This is a genomic window from Halorhodospira sp. M38, from assembly GCF_022227985.1.
Classification (GTDB): domain Bacteria; phylum Pseudomonadota; class Gammaproteobacteria; order Nitrococcales; family Halorhodospiraceae; genus Halorhodospira; species Halorhodospira halophila_A.
The window spans coordinates 1-17,975 of sequence record NZ_JAJNQP010000016.1 but is presented as its reverse complement, the minus strand read 5'-3'; the positions used below and the strand labels follow the sequence as shown (position 1 = coordinate 17,975).

Annotated in this window: 17 protein-coding genes and 2 tRNA genes; 11 read left to right on the top strand and 8 right to left on the bottom strand. The window is 68.4% G+C overall.

Going from position 1 to position 17,975, the window contains the following annotated elements; all coding sequences use genetic code 11:
* The first annotated feature begins 7 nt into the window (after window positions 1-7).
* The 3 genes from menA (at window position 8) to LRA98_RS09670 (ending at window position 2,404) form a co-directional block, all read left to right on the top strand.
* The gene (menA, locus tag LRA98_RS09680; protein ID WP_201170101.1) at window positions 8-934 is read left to right on the top strand and encodes a 1,4-dihydroxy-2-naphthoate octaprenyltransferase; all 927 of its coding nucleotides are present in this window, start codon (window positions 8-10) and stop codon (window positions 932-934) included.
* 123 nt (window positions 935-1,057) lie between these two features.
* Window positions 1,058-1,525 carry a DoxX family protein gene (locus LRA98_RS09675; protein ID WP_238633634.1) on the top strand — a complete coding sequence of 156 codons (468 nt, stop codon included), beginning with the start codon at window positions 1,058-1,060 and terminating at the stop codon, window positions 1,523-1,525.
* Between the two features lie 9 nt (window positions 1,526-1,534).
* Window positions 1,535-2,404, top strand: coding sequence for a PH domain-containing protein (locus tag LRA98_RS09670; RefSeq protein ID WP_201170098.1), 870 nt, complete (start codon window positions 1,535-1,537; stop codon window positions 2,402-2,404).
* Between the two features lie 10 nt (window positions 2,405-2,414).
* On the opposite strand, the gene LRA98_RS09665 is transcribed toward LRA98_RS09670, so the two are convergent.
* Both LRA98_RS09665 and LRA98_RS09660 read right to left on the bottom strand, forming a co-directional pair.
* Window positions 2,415-3,785 (bottom strand): ABC1 kinase family protein, encoded by a 1,371-nt coding sequence (locus LRA98_RS09665; RefSeq protein WP_238633633.1) that lies wholly within the window; start codon window positions 3,783-3,785, stop codon window positions 2,415-2,417.
* Complete coding sequence (locus LRA98_RS09660) at window positions 3,782-4,306, bottom strand: c-type cytochrome (protein ID WP_201170094.1); 525 nt, start codon at window positions 4,304-4,306, stop codon at window positions 3,782-3,784. Before LRA98_RS09660 ends, LRA98_RS09665 begins: the two co-directional genes overlap by 4 nt.
* 167 nt (window positions 4,307-4,473) lie before the next feature.
* On the opposite strand from LRA98_RS09660, the gene LRA98_RS09655 reads away from it, so the two are divergent.
* From LRA98_RS09655 to LRA98_RS09645, 3 genes are all read left to right on the top strand, one after another.
* The gene (locus LRA98_RS09655; RefSeq protein WP_238633632.1) at window positions 4,474-5,121 is read left to right on the top strand and encodes a hypothetical protein; all 648 of its coding nucleotides are present in this window, start codon (window positions 4,474-4,476) and stop codon (window positions 5,119-5,121) included.
* 225 nt (window positions 5,122-5,346) lie between these two features.
* Window positions 5,347-6,501, top strand: coding sequence for an alpha-hydroxy acid oxidase (locus LRA98_RS09650; RefSeq protein WP_238633631.1), 1,155 nt, complete (start codon window positions 5,347-5,349; stop codon window positions 6,499-6,501).
* A 130-nt stretch (window positions 6,502-6,631) separates the two neighbouring features.
* Window positions 6,632-7,474 carry a transglutaminase-like domain-containing protein gene (locus LRA98_RS09645; RefSeq protein WP_238633630.1) on the top strand — a complete coding sequence of 281 codons (843 nt, stop codon included), beginning with the start codon at window positions 6,632-6,634 and terminating at the stop codon, window positions 7,472-7,474.
* Window positions 7,475-7,572: 98 nt separating this feature from the next.
* Here the strand turns inward: LRA98_RS09645 and LRA98_RS09640 are convergent.
* From LRA98_RS09640 to LRA98_RS09625, 4 genes are all read right to left on the bottom strand, one after another.
* Window positions 7,573-7,648 (bottom strand) — tRNA-Phe (locus LRA98_RS09640).
* Between the two features lie 55 nt (window positions 7,649-7,703).
* Complete coding sequence (locus LRA98_RS09635) at window positions 7,704-7,976, bottom strand: oxidative damage protection protein (protein WP_201170085.1); 273 nt, start codon at window positions 7,974-7,976, stop codon at window positions 7,704-7,706.
* A gap of 74 nt (window positions 7,977-8,050) precedes the next feature.
* Entirely contained in the window at window positions 8,051-9,127 is a 1,077-nt protein-coding gene (mutY, locus tag LRA98_RS09630) for an A/G-specific adenine glycosylase (protein WP_201170082.1), read from the bottom strand.
* 4 nt (window positions 9,128-9,131) lie between these two features.
* Complete coding sequence (locus tag LRA98_RS09625) at window positions 9,132-11,330, bottom strand: AsmA family protein (protein WP_238633629.1); 2,199 nt, start codon at window positions 11,328-11,330, stop codon at window positions 9,132-9,134.
* A 120-nt stretch (window positions 11,331-11,450) separates the two neighbouring features.
* Between LRA98_RS09625 and LRA98_RS09620 the strand changes: the two genes are divergently transcribed.
* The 3 genes from LRA98_RS09620 to LRA98_RS09610 all read left to right on the top strand — a co-directional run bounded on the left by LRA98_RS09620 (window position 11,451) and on the right by LRA98_RS09610 (window position 12,243).
* The gene (locus LRA98_RS09620; RefSeq protein ID WP_201170078.1) at window positions 11,451-11,591 is read left to right on the top strand and encodes a hypothetical protein; all 141 of its coding nucleotides are present in this window, start codon (window positions 11,451-11,453) and stop codon (window positions 11,589-11,591) included.
* A 5-nt stretch (window positions 11,592-11,596) separates the two neighbouring features.
* Window positions 11,597-12,136, top strand: coding sequence for a molybdenum cofactor biosynthesis protein B (moaB, locus tag LRA98_RS09615; protein WP_201170076.1), 540 nt, complete (start codon window positions 11,597-11,599; stop codon window positions 12,134-12,136).
* 30 nt (window positions 12,137-12,166) lie between these two features.
* A tRNA-Arg gene (locus LRA98_RS09610) sits at window positions 12,167-12,243 on the top strand.
* A 12-nt stretch (window positions 12,244-12,255) separates the two neighbouring features.
* Here the strand turns inward: LRA98_RS09610 and LRA98_RS09605 are convergent.
* Together LRA98_RS09605 and LRA98_RS09600 are read right to left on the bottom strand one after the other, a co-directional pair.
* Window positions 12,256-13,566 (bottom strand): NAD(P)/FAD-dependent oxidoreductase, encoded by a 1,311-nt coding sequence (locus LRA98_RS09605; RefSeq protein WP_238633628.1) that lies wholly within the window; start codon window positions 13,564-13,566, stop codon window positions 12,256-12,258.
* A gap of 30 nt (window positions 13,567-13,596) precedes the next feature.
* Entirely contained in the window at window positions 13,597-14,622 is a 1,026-nt protein-coding gene (locus LRA98_RS09600; protein WP_201170072.1) for an alpha/beta fold hydrolase, read from the bottom strand.
* A 155-nt stretch (window positions 14,623-14,777) separates the two neighbouring features.
* On the opposite strand from LRA98_RS09600, the gene LRA98_RS09595 reads away from it, so the two are divergent.
* Both LRA98_RS09595 and LRA98_RS09590 read left to right on the top strand, forming a co-directional pair.
* Window positions 14,778-16,811, top strand: a complete 2,034-nt coding sequence (locus LRA98_RS09595; RefSeq protein WP_238633627.1) for a transglycosylase SLT domain-containing protein — start codon at window positions 14,778-14,780, stop codon at window positions 16,809-16,811.
* A 101-nt stretch (window positions 16,812-16,912) separates the two neighbouring features.
* Entirely contained in the window at window positions 16,913-17,962 is a 1,050-nt protein-coding gene (locus tag LRA98_RS09590) for an AI-2E family transporter (protein WP_201241411.1), read from the top strand.
* The last annotated feature ends 13 nt before the right edge of the window (window positions 17,963-17,975 follow it).

Below are 17,975 nucleotides of genomic sequence, written 5' to 3'. Positions count from 1 at the left end.
TCGGTCGATGACGCAAACGTCCCCGCGCCCGTCCTGGCCGACGATCGCCTGGCACGCGATCCGGCCGCGCACGCTGCCGCTTTCGCTGTCCCCGATCCTCGCCGGCTCCGCTGTGGGCTGGGTGGAAAGTGGTGTCCTGCGCCTGGACGTGACCCTGGTTGCGGCGCTTTCCACCGCGGCGATCCAGATCGGAACCAATCTGCAGAACGATGCCGCCGACACCCTCAATCAGACCGATAGCGCCGAGCGGATCGGTCCGGTGCGGGTTACCGAGCGCGGTTGGCTCACCCCGCGCCAGGTCATGGCGGCCGCCTACAGCGCCTTTGCTCTGGCCCTGGTCTGCGGTGCCTACCTGGTGGCCATCGGCGGGTTGCCGATCCTGGTGCTGGGTATCCTCTCGGTGCTGGCCGGTTACGCGTATTCCGGGGGGCCGTTCCCGATCTCACGCGGCCCCTTCGGCGAGTTGTTCGTCATCTTCTTCTTCGGGCTGGTTGCCGTCGGTGGTGTGGTCTATCTGTATACGGGGGCGATCAGCCCCCCGGCGCTGGTGATGGGACTGGCCGTCGGGTTGCCCGCGGCCGCGGTGCTCCTGGTCAATAACTTGCGCGACCGCGAGGGAGACCGCGAGGCCGGGCGCTGGACGCTGGCCATCCTGCTAGGCCCCTTGGGATCGGTCTGGCTGTTCGGCGGGCTGCTGGCTGGCGTGGCGCTGGGCTTGCTCGGGTTGGCCGCGTTCGGGGTGCCGTGGACCGGTGCGGCCCTGGGGCTGGCCGTGCTGCCCTTCGGAGTGCGCATCTGGCGCTCGCTGATGGGTGCGAGCAGCGGCGAGGATTACAATCGCTGCCTGGCCCGTACCGGGGTGTTCCAGCTGCTGCTCGCCCTCGTCGCCGGCGCGGGGCTGGTCGCCGGGGCCTACCTCCACGGGATCGCCTAGGGGCCGGGCCCGGCGCCATGGATGCTTGTTGAAGGCATCCGGGGCAAGCGTTATGGTCCGATTGACCGCCCGGTTGGTCGTCACCGCACGGATTCAATAGGCACAGGAGAGAGGCTAGCGATCATGCAAACGGCGCGAGATCTGCTTTTCGGAGGGGTGGCCCCGGCTACACTGGTCGCTGATGCGGGGTTGACCGCGCTGCGGGTTGGCGCCGGACTGATGATGGCCGTGGGCCACGGTCTGCCCAAGATCCCGCCCCATGAGGGGTTCGTCGGTATGGTGGAGGGCATCGGCCTGCCGGTGCCCCTGTTCTTTGCCTGGCTGGCGGGGATCGCCGAGTTGATCGGAGGCCTGCTACTCGCCGCCGGCCTGCTGACCCGCCCCGCGGCTGCGGTGATCCTCGGCACCATGCTGGTTGCCGCTTTCGGGGTGCATTTCGCCGCGGGCGACCCGCTGTTCGCCGTGGATGGCCCGAGCGCCGAGATGGCCGTGCTCTACGCCTTCGTCGCCCTGTCGTTCATGCTGGTCGGTTCCGGCCGGCTCGGTGTTGATCACCTGGTGCGCGAGCGTGTCGCGCGGCTGACCCCCTGAGGAGGTGCCATGAGCGAGGAAGAGGCTTCCACGCCCGCGGAGGGAACTTGGAAAAGCCGGCTGGGGCGCTGGCTGAACATTGCCCTGGCCATCGGTGCGCTGGTCGCCCTGGTCGGGACGTTCATCGTCTGGGGCGAGGGTGCATTCGGCTTCCTGCTGGCGTTCGTCGTCCTCTTCCCGGCTGCGCTGGTCTCGGCGCTGATGCGCTGGTGGCCGCGGCACTCGGCCGAGGGCGTGCGTGATGGCCTGTGCTGGCGGCGCCGGCTGTACATCAGCGCCGGCGGTATCGCCTTCGCGTCGCTGCTGTGCCTGGTCATCGGGGTGGCGTGGTTCGGGACCGCTCCCGGGACCATGTTGCTGGTGGCCGGAACCATGCTGCTGCCGCCGGCGGTGATACTGGGGCTGCTGGCCTTCTCCCTGCGCGATCGAGAGCGTCTGGCGGATACGGTGCGCGATCCGGGCGAGCCAATCGTCTACCAGGCCGAGGTGCACTGGGGGGTTTTCCTGCCCACCATCCTGGTGCTGACCGCGACGCTGCTGCTCGTGCTGGCGCCTCTGGGTACCTTCGGGTACGTCCTGGCCACCATCCTTTATTTGATCGTGCTGCCCGGCACCGCGGCCCATTCGCTCAGCATCTTCCTCAACACCGAGCTGGAGCTGACGCCGAACAAGCTGATCGCCGGTACCGGTCTGATCGTGCGCACGGCGCGTGTCTTCGAGCGCGAGCATATCCAGGCCGTCGGGGTCTACTACGGCTGGATGGGGCGCATCCTCGGATACGGACGCCTGAGCTTCGTCTGCAAGGACGGCACCAGCTTCAAGGTGCCGGGCATTGTCGATCCCGACGGTCTGCGCCACATCGTCGATCGAGGTCTGTAGGCCCTCGCGGTTACCCCGTAGTCGGCCGCGGTGGCGAGTCGACCCCGGTGTCCGCCAGGTACGGGTCGATGAGGCCGCGCAGGTCGACCCGCGCCTGCAGGCGCCGGCAGAGCATGAAGGTGCCCATGAACTTGCGGTGCAGGAACAGGGTATCGGAGGCTGGCGTCCCGGCGAAGCGGTCGCTGAAGAACATGGTCCGGCCCCGGTGGTAGACCCGCTCGAACAGGTCCGACGCGCCGAAGTCGTAGGCCCCTTGGTGACGCAGCGGCTCACTGGTCATCTCCAGCAGCTCCAGTAGCGCCCCCTCCTGCTCCGCTGACGCGCCAGGCTCCAGATACCCGAGTTCCCGTGCGCACGACTGCAAGACCTCACGGTCCCGATCCCGAGCGGCGCGCCCCATGCGCCGATAGGTTTCGACCAGTTCGGGCCGCACCGAATGCGTGGCGCCGAAATCGAGCAGCACCAGGCAGCCGCGTTCGGCGTCGTAGAGGAAGTTGCTGAAATTGGGGTCGGTCTGTACGAGGCGGAACTCGAAGAGCTCGCGCAACGCCAGCCGGCTGAGCAACGAGGCCGCATGATCGCACAGGGAAGCCGGCTTGCCGCCCCGACCGGCCAGCTGATCGACCGGGGTGCCGTGGACATAGTCCATGGCCAGCACCCGGGGGGTGGTCAGGTCCCGGTGCACGCCGGGCAGGGTGATCTCCGGGTCGTCGCCCAGCGCCCGGTCGTAGGCCTCCAGGGCGTCGGCTTCCGCCTCATAGTCGGCCTCCTGGTGAAGCTGGCGCCTCGCCTCGTCGAGCAGGCTCTCGACGCGTAGGCCGCGCGGCATGAGGCCGCTGTGACGCATCACGAAACCGAGATTGTCCAGGTCGCTGTCGATGCTCTCGCGCACCCCGGGGAACTGGATCTTCAGCGCCAGTTCCCGCCCGTCGGCGGCCACGGCACGATGGACCTGGCCGATCGAGGCGGCGGCTACGGGGGTGAAGTCAAAATCACGGAACCGCTTGAGCCACCCTTTGCCGAACTCGCGGCGCAGGACGCTGTCGAGCTGGCTTAGCGGCATCGCCTCCGCCTCATGGCGCAGTGCGCCCATGATCTCCGCGATCTCGGGGGCCAGTACGTCGGTGCCGTCCATGGACATCAACTGGCCCATCTTCATCACGGCGCCCCGCATGCGCCCGAGTCGGTCGGTAATCCGCCGGGCGCGCTCCGGGGAGAGCTCGATCCGGCCCTCGCCCTCTTCGCCCCCGGTCAGGTCGCGCAGGCCGCTCCAGCCGATCCCCAGAGCTAGATCGCCGGTGGCCCGCCCCAGGTGATAGAGGCGACCCCACCGGCTGCTGGGTACAGCCCGGCTGCGGCGCTCGTCACCGCTGCCGCTCATGCGTTGTCGAGGGTCGAGAGCATGTACTCGATGGCCTTGATCAGTTCGTCCTCATCGGCCCGCCCGCGGTAGGCCGGCATGGCGCCCTTGCCCCGCAGGGTGGCGTCGAGCAGCTCGTCGATGTCGCGCGAGCGGTCCGCCCAGTCTGCCTCCTGCCCGAGGACCGGCGCACCGGCGATGCCGCGGTCGTGGCACGAACGGCAGCTCGGAGCGGTGCCACTGCGGTAGATGGCGAGTCCGGGGTGGTCTTCATTGCCTTGTTCGGTTTGGTCGGCCACTGGCTGTGCCTCAGCTTCCTCATCGGCCGATGTCGCCTCGTCGGTCGACACGCTGTTGTTTCCTTCCTCGGTTGCCGCCTCCTCGCGGGCGCCCTCCATCGGATCCTCGGCCGGCTCGAAATGCGCCTCCTGATCGCCCGTCTCGTCCGTCTCGGGGGTTTCAGGGGCGGATGAATCGTTGCAGCCCGAAAGGGCCAGCAGGCCCGCGGCGATGATCACCAACATCCAGTACCGCACGTGCATGGTGCACTCCTCTTGCTCAGACCGGCGTCTCTATCTCTGCAGTGTAGGCGGAGTGCGGCCTTCCGTCACGCTGCACCGATAGGGTCCCGGCGAGGGTGTTTTGCCCCTGGCACCGCCGGAGTCGGAATCAGTAAGCTGTGGCTCAGGATTCATTCGGGGGAGTGCCCATGCATTGGAGTCGCGAGTCCTGGATCGGGCTGGCAGCACTGGTGTTCGCCATCCTGATCTACTACCTGCTGCACTGGGTGGGGATGGCCTTCTTGGACGCCATCTGGGCCGGCCATGGCCTGGAACGCGGCTCGCCGGTGGCCGTGCTGCTCGGGCCGTTGGTCCTGGCTGTGGTCCTTGTCGTGACCGCCGCGGTCGCCGCAGTGCCGGCCTGGGCGCTGCTCTTTGCCATGGGGGTTGGGCGCTTCCTGGGCCACCGCGCCGGACTGTGGCCCCTGCTCGGATTGAGTGCTCCGGAGGGCAAGGATCTGCGTGCTCACCTCGGGGCCGCGCGTCACGCCGTGCGCACGGCGCTGGAGGCCGTGGTGGGGGTCGGCCTGTTCGTCCCGATGGGCATCCTCTATGGGGGGATCCTGATCGCTTTGGGTGGTGGCGGTGCACCCGGTGCTCTGGTCAACATCCTCGGTTACGGTCTGGGGTTTTTCCTGGCTTGGGCGACCATGCGGCTACTGGTGCGCTACTGGGGGCGCCTGGAAGCCCTGCGCGCCGATGCGCTGGCGCAGGCCGAGCGTGGGGCGCTGTGGCTCGAGCTCATCGGGCAGCGCATCCTGCGCCAGCTCAACGGCGGGCGACTGCCCCGCGATTGACGGGTGCGCACTGCCCTGGCGGCGGTGCGCTGGCTGGAAGTTCTCCCCCTCCCCGTTTTGTCGCTCTCCCGCAATCGAAGCGGGTTGTCAGGCATGCACCGGCGCTATGCTATAGGTGATTACTCTGGTCCCTCGCGTCGCGTCGCGTCGCGTCGCGCGGGATGGTCGGTGGCGATGAGATTGCCAGGGACGCGGTGGATAGCCGCGAAGCCGAGGGAGAGGTGCATGTTCGAGCGCATCAAAGACTGCCGTAATGTAAGTGACTTTCGCGAGCTGGCCCGCAAGCGGTTGCCCGGACCCATCTTCCACTACATCGACGGGGCGGCCGAGGACGAGATCACCTATCGGCGCAATACCCAGGCCTTCGAGCGGTGCGATCTGGTACCGAACGTGCTCGCCGGGGTGGAGGAGGTCGACCCCTCGGTGACCGTGATGGGGCAGCGGCTGGGCATGCCCGTATTCTGCTCGCCGACCGCGCTCCAGCGTCTGTTTCACTACCAGGGTGAGCGCGCGGTCGCCGCAGCCGCGCAGAAATACCATACGTTCTTCGGTATCTCGTCGCTCGGTACGGTCAGCATTGAGGAGATCGGCGAGCGTTACTCCACGCCGAAGATGTTCCAGTTTTATTTCCACAAGGACCGCGAGCTGAACCGGGCGATGATCGAGCGTTGCCAGGCCGCCGGTTTCGAGGCCCTGACGCTGACCGTGGATACCATCACCGGGGGGAATCGTGAGCGGGACCTGCGCACCGGTTTCACTTCACCGCCGCGACTGACGCTGCGCAGCCTGGCTAGCTTCGCTTGGCACCCGCGCTGGGCATTCAACTACTACACCAGGGAGCCCTTCAGCTTGCCGCAGCTCAGCACCCACGTGCGCGAGGGGAGCAAAGTCCCCATCTCGGTGGGCGAGTACTTCTCGACCATGCTCGATCAGGGGCTGACCTGGCGGCACGCCGAGCAGTTGTGCGCCCAATGGGGAGGACCGTTCTGTCTCAAGGGCGTGATGAGCCCGGAGGATGCGCGGCGGGCGGTGGATATCGGTGCCTCGGCGATCATGGTCTCGAACCATGCGGGAAGGCAGCTCGATGGCTCGCGGGCGCCCTTCGATCAGATCGCGGAAATCGCGGACGCCGTCGGCGGGCAGATCGACATTATATGTGATGGCGGCATCCAGCGCGGTACTCACATCCTCAAGGCGCTTGCTGCCGGCGCCACGGCCTGTTCCGGCGGTCACCTGTACCTTTACGCGCTGGCCGCCGGTGGCCAGGCGGGGGTCGAGAAAGCGCTTGACAATCTCTACGACGAGGTCATCCGTGACATGAAGCTGATGGGGATTACGTCGCTGGATCAGTTGACACGGGATCATCTGCGCTATCGATAGGCGGTCCGCGTCGATCCATCGGCACCGCCGTCGCTGTCCGCCAAAACCATGCAGTCAGCAGATGCGGGCGGGGTCAGGAAGTCTCCCAAGCATCTCTCAAAGGCGCTGCCGAGGAGGCCCCGCAGCAAGCATGTGGTTACGAGTCAGTTGCCATCTGGAACTCGAGCTGGAGGGCGAGAGCCTCATGCTATTCATGCTGCGTGCACGCAGCAGTGGACGGCAGTGGGTGGCCCGGGATCGCTACGCCGTGCGGCCAAGCCTGCCCATCACGGAGTACCGCGACCTCTACGGCAATGCCTGCCAGCGCCTGCTCGCTTCTGCGGGAGCGCTTACGGTGTCGGTGAGCGCTGATGTTCGCGTGCCGGCTGGCGTCGAGCAGCAGCCGGGCGCGCCGTTCGTGCCCGTACAGGACCTTCCCCAGGAAACACTCATCCACCTGCTGCCCAGCCGCTATTGTGAATCGGACCGACTCCTTGCGCAGGCGAGCGATATCGTTGCCGGCCAGTCACCCGGCTATGACCAGGTGGCAGCCATCGCGACGTGGATCTATCACAATGTCGCATACCAGCCGACAACGGATCCGGAGCCGATCTCAGCGCAGCAGGTCCTTGAACGCCGTGCGGGGGTCTGCCGTGACTTTGCGCATCTGGGTATTGCACTCTGCCGCAGCCTCAGTATCCCGGCGCGCCTCGTGACGGGTTATCTCCAGGGGTTGGAGCCGATGGACCTTCACGCTTGGTTCGAGGCGTATGTTGGTGGTGGCTGGTTTACCTTTGATCCGACCAGGGAGACCCTTGAGGGTGCGCGGGTTCAACTCGGGCACGGCCGCGATGCGGCCGATGCCCCGGTCTTCCACCAGTTCGGACCGCCCGTCGTGCCGAGCGTGATGCAGGTGCAGGTTGAGCCGATCTCCGGTCCTGACGCAGGTCTCTTCGCCGCCGGGGTGGAACGATCCGCACGGGATATTGGCTGACCCGGGGTCTGAAGAGACAGCGCCTGTGCCTCAGGGTTCAGCTATACAGGGGGCTAAGGTGGCGTTGGGGCTTTGCAGGACGCCGCGGGAAAGAGAAATGGTGGCCGGGGACGGAATCGAACCGCCGACACTGAGATTTTCAATCCCATGCTCTACCGACTGAGCTACCCGGCCATCGGCTGCGTATTCAAGCTGAAACCGCCCCCCGAGTCAAGGGGCGGCGCCGTTTTCAGCTGCCATCAGGGCTGAAATCCGGCGGTGGTGCCGAGCCTTGGCCAAAGAAGAAGTTCTCCATCTCGCGCTCGAGAAAGGCGCGGGCCTTGGGGTCGGCCGGGGTGAGCCGGTATTCGTTGATGAGCATAGTCTGCTGCTGGACCCACATGCTCCAGGCCTGCTTGCTTACGTTTTCGAAGATCCGCTGGCCCAGCTCGCCGGGGTACGGTGGGCGGTCCAGGGCGTCGGCCTCCTGCTGGAGCTTCACGCAGTGCACCTTTCTCGACATGCTGCCCTCTTGATGGATGTAAGCGTCCGGTTAGTGTACCGACCCGGTCCATGTTGCTGCCAGCGTACCTGGATTCAGGTCACCGGATAGCCGGCATCGCGGAGGATCCGCCGGATCGGTGCCGGCAGTCCGGGCAACGTCTCCTGGCCGGGACGGAACCAGCGGCGTTGGGCGGTGGGCTCGCCGACGGCGGTTGCCGCTGTGTGCCAGCGCAGCCGCACCGGCTGCAGGATCAGCTCAAAGTGGGTCAGTGCGTGGTGTCGCTCGGGTAGCCTTCCGGCCGGTTCGCAGTGCGCGCCCAACGCCTGTGCCCGCGCCAACGGGTCTTCGTCCGGCTGGCACTCCGGCAGGGACCATAGCCCGCCCCAGATGCCCGTGGCTGGGCGGCGTTCCAGCAGCAGGGTGTCGGTGTGCTCGATCAACAGCAGCTGCCGTTGGCGCCGGGGGCGCCGGCGCGCCGGTCGGGGGGCCGGGTAGGCCTCGGGATGGCCCGCCGCCCTGGCCGTGCACGCCGAGGCCAGGGGGCATAGCAGGCACGCCGGTTCCTGCGGCGTACAGACCAGTGCCCCGAGATCCATCAGCCCCTGGTTGAACCGGCGGCAGTCGTCTTCAGGGATGAGGGCGGCGGAAAGCGCCCACAGCTCCCGCGCGACCGGGTTGCGCCCGGGCCAGCCCTCGATGCCGGCGAGCCGCGCCAGCACCCGTTTAACGTTGCCGTCGAGGATCGGCGCGGGTAGGCCGTGGCCCAGCGAGCGGATGGCACCCGCCGTGGAGGGGCCGATACCAGGCAGCGTCTGCAGGGCCGCGAGCTCGTCGGGCAGGTGACCGTTCCAATCGGCCTCAATTCGCTGTGCGGCGGCATGCAGGTTGCGGGCACGGGCGTAGTAGCCCAGCCCGGCCCAGAGCCCGAGGACATCGTCGAGTTCGGCGTGGGCGAGGTCGATTACATCCGGGTAGTGCCCCATGAAGCGCTCGAAGTAGGGTACGACGGTTTCGACCCGGGTCTGCTGCAGCATGACCTCGGAGATCCACACCCGGTAGGGCGTGGCCGGCTGCTGCCAGGGCAGGTCGTTTCGCCCGTGCTGCCGCTGCCACGCGATCAGTTGCTCCTGAAGCGCCTGGCAGCGGTCTGGGGTGGCCCAGCGGCGCATCCGCTCAGCGCAGACGCCGCAGGAAGCTCTCCGCCTCCTGACGGATGCGGTCCTCGGCGCGGTCGGTTTGCTCCTCGAGCTCCTGTTCAATCCGCTCCCGGAAGCCCTCTCGGACCTTCTCTTCGGCCTCCTCCAGCCGCTGCTGGGCCTCGCGCAGACGCCGGATCTCCTGCTCGGTCAGCGCAGCGCGGAGGTCGAAGCGGATGCGTGGGCTGAACAGGTCACCGCTGAACTCCATGGGTACGGTGATGTCCTTGAGCTCGCGAATCGGTCGGCCGTCAGCGTCCTCCAGGTTGTCGATCACCGATAGGCGCACGCGGTAGTCGATGGTCTCGCTGAGCACGTTGGCGTGACCGGTGCCGCGAGCGCGCAGGATCGGCGATTCGGCGCGCAGGTTGTCGTTGTGAATCTCGCCGTCGCGCAGCTCGAAGCCTGCCGTCAGGGATCCGAAATCCGTGCGTGCCTCGTCCTCCGGCGGCTCCGGCCTCGGCTGGGCCCGGACTCGGGCCACGCCCTCGCGGAACATGTGCGGGATGTTCAGGCCAAGCACCGCGCCCTCGCTGACATCCAGCTCGGCATCGCCGCGGAAGTCCTCGATCAGCTGGTAGAGGTTCTCGCCGCCGCCTTCGCCCCTCAGAGCGAAGCGGCCCCGGCCGTGGAGCCAGTCCCGCTCGAGGAGGTCCTCGAGCAGCGGTGCGAACCGCACGTTATCCAGGCGGTGGTCGAGTTCGAAGTACGGATAGTCGCCGCGGGCATCGAGGAAGGTGTCGGCGCGATACTCGCCCTCGTAGAGGCGAGCCTCCACGCCGGCAATGCCCACGCGGCCGTCTTTGCCGCTGAGATCACCGCGGATGTCCTCGAGCAGCAGCCCGGAGAGGGTCAGGGCGCCGATCTCCAGCCCGCCATTGAGTGCCAGGGTGCGCAGGGGCTCCAGCGGCAGGTCGAGAGCGACCTCCTCGAGATCGGGCAGGCCGGTATCCGGCGCCGTCGGCTCGTCCACGGCACGCCGTTGCTCGGTGGGCAGGTAGCGGTCCAGGTTGATCTCGTCGACGGTCAGATTGAGGGTCATGGCCGGGCCGGTCCAGTTCTCGATCCCGCCGTCGAGCTCGATGCGCGATTGATCCACATCCAGGCCGAATTCGGGCAGCAACAGTTGCTGGCCATCCAGCTCGATCCGTCCCGTGCCGCCGACACGGGTCAGCGCCGTGGCGTCCGCCGGCGTGGGCATGCCGACGTCCAGCCGGCTGAGGGCTGTGCGCAGATTGAACGCGGGCAGTTGCCAGTCGATGCCGCCGTGGGCGCCGTCTTCATCCATCTCCAGGTCGGCCGCCGCCTGGAGGGTGATCCCGGCGGCAGTGGCTTCCAGCTCCGGCCAGTCCACCCGCAGCGTCTCGCCCAGGCCGATGCTGCCGTGGCCGGTCACACCCAGACGCTGTTGGCGGCCGGGCACCTCGGCCCCCTGGGCCTCGATGAGCATCTCGAGTCCGTCCAGGTCGAACTGTTCCAGGGCCTCGTCCAGGGTGGCCTGCAGGCGCAGTTGACCGTCGATTCGGGGCAGATCTTCGCCCTGGCCGACCCAGCTCGACTGCACGGCCACCGGGCGCCCAAGGCGCAGCGCCTCGATGTCCAGGTCGAAGCGTTCCACCTCCTTGCGGTCATCGATGCTGCGGTCCTCCCAGTACAGCTGCCCGCGCCGGACCTGCAGTCCGCCGAAGGCCGCATCCCGGAGGATGGGTGGCAGCTCGCCGAGCGGTGCCCCGTCCGTCGGTTCCGCCGGCGGTTCTTCCTCCTCGGCGAACCGCGCGACCAGGTCCTCCCAGTTGCCTTCGCCCTCCTCGTTGATCATGAGCCGGGCGATGGGAGCCTCGACACTGACCAGCCGTGTCTCGAGCTGGCCCCAGAGCAAGGGCAGGAGACGCACCGCCGCGTCCACCCGTTCCACCTCCAGGAAGGGGTCCTCGTGGAATCCGTCCCGGTCGGCGAGGGTGACGCGGCCGACTTCGACCCCCAGCCACGGGAAGAAGGAGAGCCGGATGTCCCCGTCGATGGTCAGCTCCCGTCCGGTCTCTTCCTGAACGGCAGCCGCGATGTCGTCCCGGTAGTCATTGGGGTCGAGGATCACGCTGATCAGCGTTGCCGTCGCCACCAGCAGGGCGAACAGCCCGATCACGGCGTAGAGGAACCACTTGAGTATCCAGGGCATAAACCGAGTCCTGCGTTGAACGTGTCCGATGGCTGGCATTCTATCGTGCCACGCCGTCAGGCTTGTCCCCGAGGATACGGGGGCTGGTATCGTACCGGTAAGGTCTTCGCGGAGTCCGCCATGCGTTTTTACCTGTACGTGGTTGTTGCCCTGATGATCCTCATGCTGGTCTGGACGTTCTTCATCTGGGATCCGGAGGAGATGATCCCCCCGGCCACCGAGCGTGAGGCGCCCGTCCACCCCGATGAGCAGCAGGAGTAGCCGAGGTGGCAGGACACGCCGGCGAGGTGTTTAAGCCCCTGGCCCTGTCGGTGCTCACCGTTTCCGACAGCCGGGGGTTGGCGGAGGATACCTCCGGGGCCGCGCTGGCGGAGCGGCTTGAGTCAGCCGGCCACGCCCTGGCCGGTCGGACCATCGTCCCGGATGATCGCTATCGGATCCGCGCCGAGGTCTCGGCCTGGGTTGCGGATGATCGGGTGGACGGGGTGCTCATCAACGGTGGGACTGGGCTCACTGCCCGCGACGTGACGCCGGAGGCGATCAGGCCGCTTTTTGATCGCGAGATCCCGGGCTTCGGCGAGCTTTTCCGGCAGCGCTCCTTCGAGGAAATCGGCAACGCCACCCTGCAGTCGCGGGCCGTGGCGGGTGTGGCCAACGCTACGCTCATCTTTGCCCTGCCGGGGTCCACCGGCGGGTGCTGCACCGCGTGGGATCGAGTGCTCGCCGATCAGCTCGATGCCCGCACCCGGCCGTGCAATTTTGCGACCTTGCTGCCCCGCATGCGTGGTTCGGAGCCCTTGGCGTAGCGCCCGAAATTCGGTACGCTACACTCCTTACCGCCCGTAGCTCAGCCGGATAGAGCGTCGGCCTCCGGAGCCGAAGGTCGCAGGTTCGAATCCTGCCGGGCGGGCCACCTTCCCCATCGCTAACGCCAATCGCCCCCGCGGCAATCCGAAAGAACCGCGTCCGCTGCGCGGGCGCCGGAGCGCAGTGCGCCGTGCTGCGATCCGTGGGCCCGGTGGTCGCCGCAGGCATAGAGGCCCCCGCCGAGCCGCGCGCCCTGATAGGGCTCGGTCAGAGCAGGCGGTGCCTGGACCGGTTGTCCGTACGGGATGCGCTCTAGGCGCAGAGGCCGCCAATGATCGACCACCGGCCCGAACCAGTCACGCAGCTGCGATACGGCCTCGCACTGCAGGGTGGGGTCGTCCAGATCCTGCGCGTCCCCGAGCACCGTCGCGCTGACTAGGTGCCAGCCGGCTGGGGCATACTCCGGCGCGACCACGCTAGGCACCGCCAGGTGTAGGACGGGCCCCTCGCCCTCGCCGTTAAGCAGGATCAGTGGGTCGGTGACCGGTGGCTCAGGGACGGCGAACTGCAGACAGGTTACCGGTCGGCCGGCGGCGGTGGGCTGCCCGGTCAGTCGGGTGAAAGCCGGACCGTCGGTGGCTACAACGACCGCATCGGGGCTGAGCCGTTCACCGTCCGCAAGCCGCACGCTTGGCCCATCCTCGATGGCCTCGGCGGCGGTGCCCAGCCGCAGTGTCACCCGTTCCGCGGGCAGCTGGTCTGCCAGCTGCCGGGGTAGGTCGCCCACGCCAGCGGCGGGGATCGCCGCATCGCCCTCGGCGAACATGCGAAAGACGAAGTTGAGCAGCCGGGCCGAGGTCTGGAGCTGCGGGTCGAGCAGCACGCCGCCGAACAGCGGCCGCAGGAAACGCTCGATCATCGGCCCGGAGAAGCCCTCGGCGGTGAGCGACTCGGCACTGCTGCGTTGCGGTCCGTACAGGGGGCTCTCGGGATCGCCGCGGCGCAGACGCGCCCGCAGCCGGGCGATGCGCACCTTGTCGCCCAGGCTGCCCACCGGCGCCCGCAGGGTCTTCAACAGCGCCTGTGGGGCGCGGAATGGATCGCTGAGGCGGTGCAGGCCGCCCTCGGTCCGGATCAGGGCCCCGGGGGCGAAGCGGCGCAGGCGTAGGGCGCCCAGGTCAGCGCGGGTGCGCAGCTCCGGGTAGGCGGTCAACAAGACCTGGAAACCGCGATCCAGCTGGAAGGCCGGTTCCTGATCGTCGGCCAAGCCGCCATCGAGGCGCAGGCGGTCGGTGCGAACCCGCCCGCCCACCTCCCTGGAGGCTTCCAGCAACCGGACGTGGGCACCACCCAGGGCCAGATCGCGGGCTGCGGCCAGGCCGGCCAGGCCGGCGCCGATCACCACCACTTGCGGATGTTCCGCGCTCATACTGCTCCTCCTGGGTGCGGACTCTGCGGGCTAGAGACCCTGCCGTTCGCGCCAGCGCTCAATGGCCTCCGCCACCTTTGCCGGGCACTCCTCCTGCGGGAGGTGGCCGCACGCCTGCAGTTCCACCCGCTCGGCGTTGGGCAGGGCGTCAGCCACGCGGTGGGAATCCGCGGCAGGGATGACTTCGTCCTCGACGCTGATGATGACCTGCGTCGGGGTCTCGATGCCTGCCAGGGGGCCGCGCACTTGCAGGGCGTCGGTCAGCGAGCGGTGCATCAGCTGCCCCCAGGCCCGGTCCCAGCCGGCCATGGCGGTGTGCATGGTCATGCGGGCCTCGCGCTCCGGGGTGATGGCGTCCTCGTCGTAATAAGAGCGCTCGAGCAGTTCGGTGCTTTTCCCGAACCAGCGCCCTCCCAGCAGGCTCAGGCGCTTGGCCTGCGGCAGTTGCGCCAGCCACTGGGGTAGCGTGGGTCGCTCTAGGGCGGCCATTGGGTTGATCAGCACCAGACCGGCGACCCGCTCGGGCGCCTGGCGTGCCGCCTCCAGAGCGATCACCCCGCCGGCGGAGTTGCCCACCAGCACCGCCTCCTCCTGGCCGAGTTCATCCATGAGGCTGAACAGGTGGTCGACGTCGGCCTCCAGGGTGAAGGGGTTGGGTCCCTCGCCGGGATAGTCGGGCTTGTCGCTCAGCCCGTAGGGGATCTGGTCGTAGGCCACGGTGTAGCGGTCGCGTCCCAGTTTCGGCAGAAGCGGTTCCCAGGTCACGGTACTGAACGAGAAGCCGTGCAGGAGAAGCCAGGCCGGCCGCCCGGTATCGGCGTGCTCTTCGCCAGCGGCGACGTAGTGCAGCTGCAGCCCGTCGGGGTAACCGGGGAACGAGATCGAGACAAAGCGGCTGTCGTCACCGCCGAGTTCGCGGCCGTCCTTGACCCCGTCCGCCGGCTGCGTGGGGATCATGAACGGCCCGATGGCGAGAACCAGGCCCGCGAGTATGAATAGGCCGCCGACCACGATACCGATGCCCTGCAGGATGGTGCCGACTGTCCCCACGCTCATCCCCCTTGCTGGTCTTCCGTTCCGGGCCAAGGCTACCACGGCCGTGGCGGCGCTTGCCGCGTGCGGCGGTCTGTGCAGTTGACCCGGTCGCGCGGCGGCGCTAGCGTTCACGGGAGCCTGGCAACCACGCGCACCTGCGCCGGAGTCGGCAGAGCATGGTCCCTTCCGGCGGTTATCGCGGCTTCGTCCTGGCGGCACTGTTCCTGATGCTCGGCCTTTCTGCGGGGACCGCCGGGCCGGAGCGGGGCTGCCCGGACGCCGACTACGGCGAGCGCTTCCACGAGGCCCTGGAGGCGGCGCGCGCCGATGACTGGTCCCGCGTGGCCGAGCTTGAGCCCTGTCTCGGCGATGCCCACCCGATGGCCGCCTACCTCGACTTCCACCGTCTGCGCAGTGCGCTCCCCGAGGTCGATCCGCAGCGTGTGGTGGCCTACCGCCAGCGCTATGCCGGTACCCCGCTGGCCGATGTCCTCAAGCGCGTCGCCTTGCGTCGCTACGCCGAGGCGGGGGACGACGCGGCGGTGCGCCGGGTGACCGACGAGCCACCCTCCCGCCTGGCTCTGCGCTGTCACTGGTGGCAGGCCCATCTGGAAACGCGCCGGGGAGAGGCCCTCGCCTTTGCCCGGCGCACCTGGCACGCCGGGGTCTCGCGGCCGTCAGCATGCGACGGGCTATTCGAGGCAGCCCGCGGGGCTGGCGTCATCGACGACCGGGCTGTCTGGGAGCGTATGCGTCTGGCCTTTCGCAACGAGCAGGCGGGTCTGATGCGCTATCTCGAGGGGCTGCTCGGTGGGGAGCGCTGGCTGGTCGCCGCCGAGTGGCTCCAGCGGCTCGACCGAAATCCGGCGCGGATCATCGAGCTCGATGAGGGTCTGCCGCCGCGGCTGCGTCGACAGCTTACTGCCGACGGGCTCTACCGGCTGGCCCGCGTGGACACCGCGGCCGCGCGCAGTTATCTGGAGCAGAGTGGCGACGGGCTTGCCGAGCTGCCCGCGGGCGAGCGGCGGGAGGTGTTTGAGCGGGTTGCCTGGTACTCGATCATCCGGGGCATCCCTGAGAACCGCGGTTGGGTCGACCGGTGGCTGGCCGAGCAGGACGATACCGATTTGCTCGAGCAGCGCATGCGCCGGGCGGTGATCGAGGAGCAGTGGACCGACCTGGTCTACTGGTACACCCGTCTGCCCGAGGCCTCCGCACGCAGTGCGCGCTGGCAGTACTGGCTGGGTCGGGCGCGGGCCGAGCTGGGAGACCCGGCGCTGGCAGGTGAGCACTGGCGGGAGGCGGCGGGGGAGCGCTCGTTCTGGGGGTTCATGGCGGCCGAACGGGTCGGGCGGCCCTATGCGCTGCGCGAGGTCCGCCCGGAACCGGATCCGCCTGCTCCGGATCCCGCCCTCCTGCGGGTCCGCCTGCTCCACGGTGTCGGTGAACTGCGTCTGGCCCGGGACGAGTGGCGCCACCTGCTGCAAGGCCGTGAGGCGGCGGAACAACGCGCCCTAGCTGCCCACGCCTATCGGCAGGGGTGGCACGAGCTGGCGGTGGTCGCTGCCAACCGCGCCGGGGCCCACGAGGCGTTGCAGTGGCGTTTCCCCCATGCCTACCGGGATGCCTTCCGGCGGGCGGCCGCGGAGACCGGCATCGAATCCTGCCTGCTCATGGCGGTCGCCCGGCGCGAGTCGGGTTTCCATCGGGATGCCGTCTCGCCGGCGGGGGCCCGCGGGCTGATGCAGCTGCTGCCGGGTACTGCCCGCCAGATGGCCCGTTCCAACGGTGAGCCCCTGCCGGATGCCCGGGCGCTGAACGATCCGGAACTCAATGTGCGCCTCGGTGCCGAGTATATGCAGCGGCTATTGGAGCGCTTCGAAGGCAACCGGCCGAAGGCACTGGCGGCCTACAACGCCGGTCCGAGCCGTGTCGCGGGGTGGCTGGAGCGGGATGGACGCCCTCTGGATGTCTGGATCGAGTCGATCCCCTACTACGAGACCCGGCGATACGTGCAAGCGGTGCTTGCCTACCGCACGATCCTGGCCCACCGTGGCGGGCTGGAACCGGTGGCCTCGGTGGTCACGCACGAGGAGATGGCCCTGGTCTACGGGGAGCCGATGGACGACCGGGAACCGGCCACGGTGCGCCTGAGCCGGCACCCGGCGGATGGGCCGTTGCCGGGGTCTGACGGTCCTCTGCGGGACTGAGCGGCGCGCCGCGCCCTGTTACCCTGATCCCCCGTTCGCCCGGTCGCGGCTCTGCTGCACCCGGGCGTTTCCGGAGTCGCTCAAGCGTTAGGGAAACCGACGTGACCGTACTCAACCAGAAAGGACCCTCCTCTTGGCACTGGCTGGTGGGCGGGGCTGCGCTCGTGATCATCCTGGCCGGGCTCCAGGCGGTCTCCGGCATCGTCAATCCGCTGCTGCTGGCCGCGTTCCTGGCCATCGCCTCGGCGACCCCGCTGAACTGGATGCAGCGCCGCGGCGTGCCGGCAGCGGTGGCGGTGATGATCCTCTTCCTGGGGGTGGGGCTGGTCTTCTTCCTGCTCTTCCTCGCCCTGCGCGGCGCGGTGGAGACCATGGCTGCGCAAGCGCCGCAGTATCAGGAGCAGCTCACCGTGGTCTTCGGTCAGGTGCGCGATTACGTCGTCGCCATGGGTGTGCCGCCGGAGGCCCTCCCCGAGGAGGTGCCGCTGCCGGCAGTGGGTACGCTGACCGATGCGGCGGCGACCATCGCCAGCGGCATCGGCCAGTTTACGGCGGCCACCTTCCTGGTGCTGCTCGCCTTCATGTTCCTGCTGCTCGAGGAGAGCACGCTGCCCGGCAAGCTCTCGGTGGCCTTCCCGGCCAGTCGTCGGGCGCGGGTGCGCACTCGCCGGTTCCTCCACGCCGTTGATCGCTACATCTTCATCAAGAGCGCGACCAGCACGCTGACCGGCGTGATCATCGGCACCGGGCTCTGGCTGATTGGGGTGGATTTCCCGATCCTCTGGGGCATCCTCGCCGGATTGCTGAACTTTATCCCCACGGTCGGGTCGATCATTGCTGCCGCCCCTGCGGTGGTGGTGGCCCTGCTCGGGGGAGGGCTGCTCGATGCGGTGCTCACCGTCGTCCTTTACGTGGCGGTGAATGTGGCCATCGGTTCCATCACCGAGCCGCGATTGATGGGGCGGACTCTGGGGCTGTCGCCACTGGTGGTGTTGATCTCGTTGATGGTCTGGGGCTGGGTGTTCGGGCCGGTAGGGATGCTGCTGTCGATCCCGCTGACCATGATCGCCAAGCTGGCCCTTGAGGCGCAGCCCGAGACCCGCTGGATCGCAGTGCTGCTCAGCGATCGCGCCGACGAGCGCATCGGCTGACCCGCACGGCCCC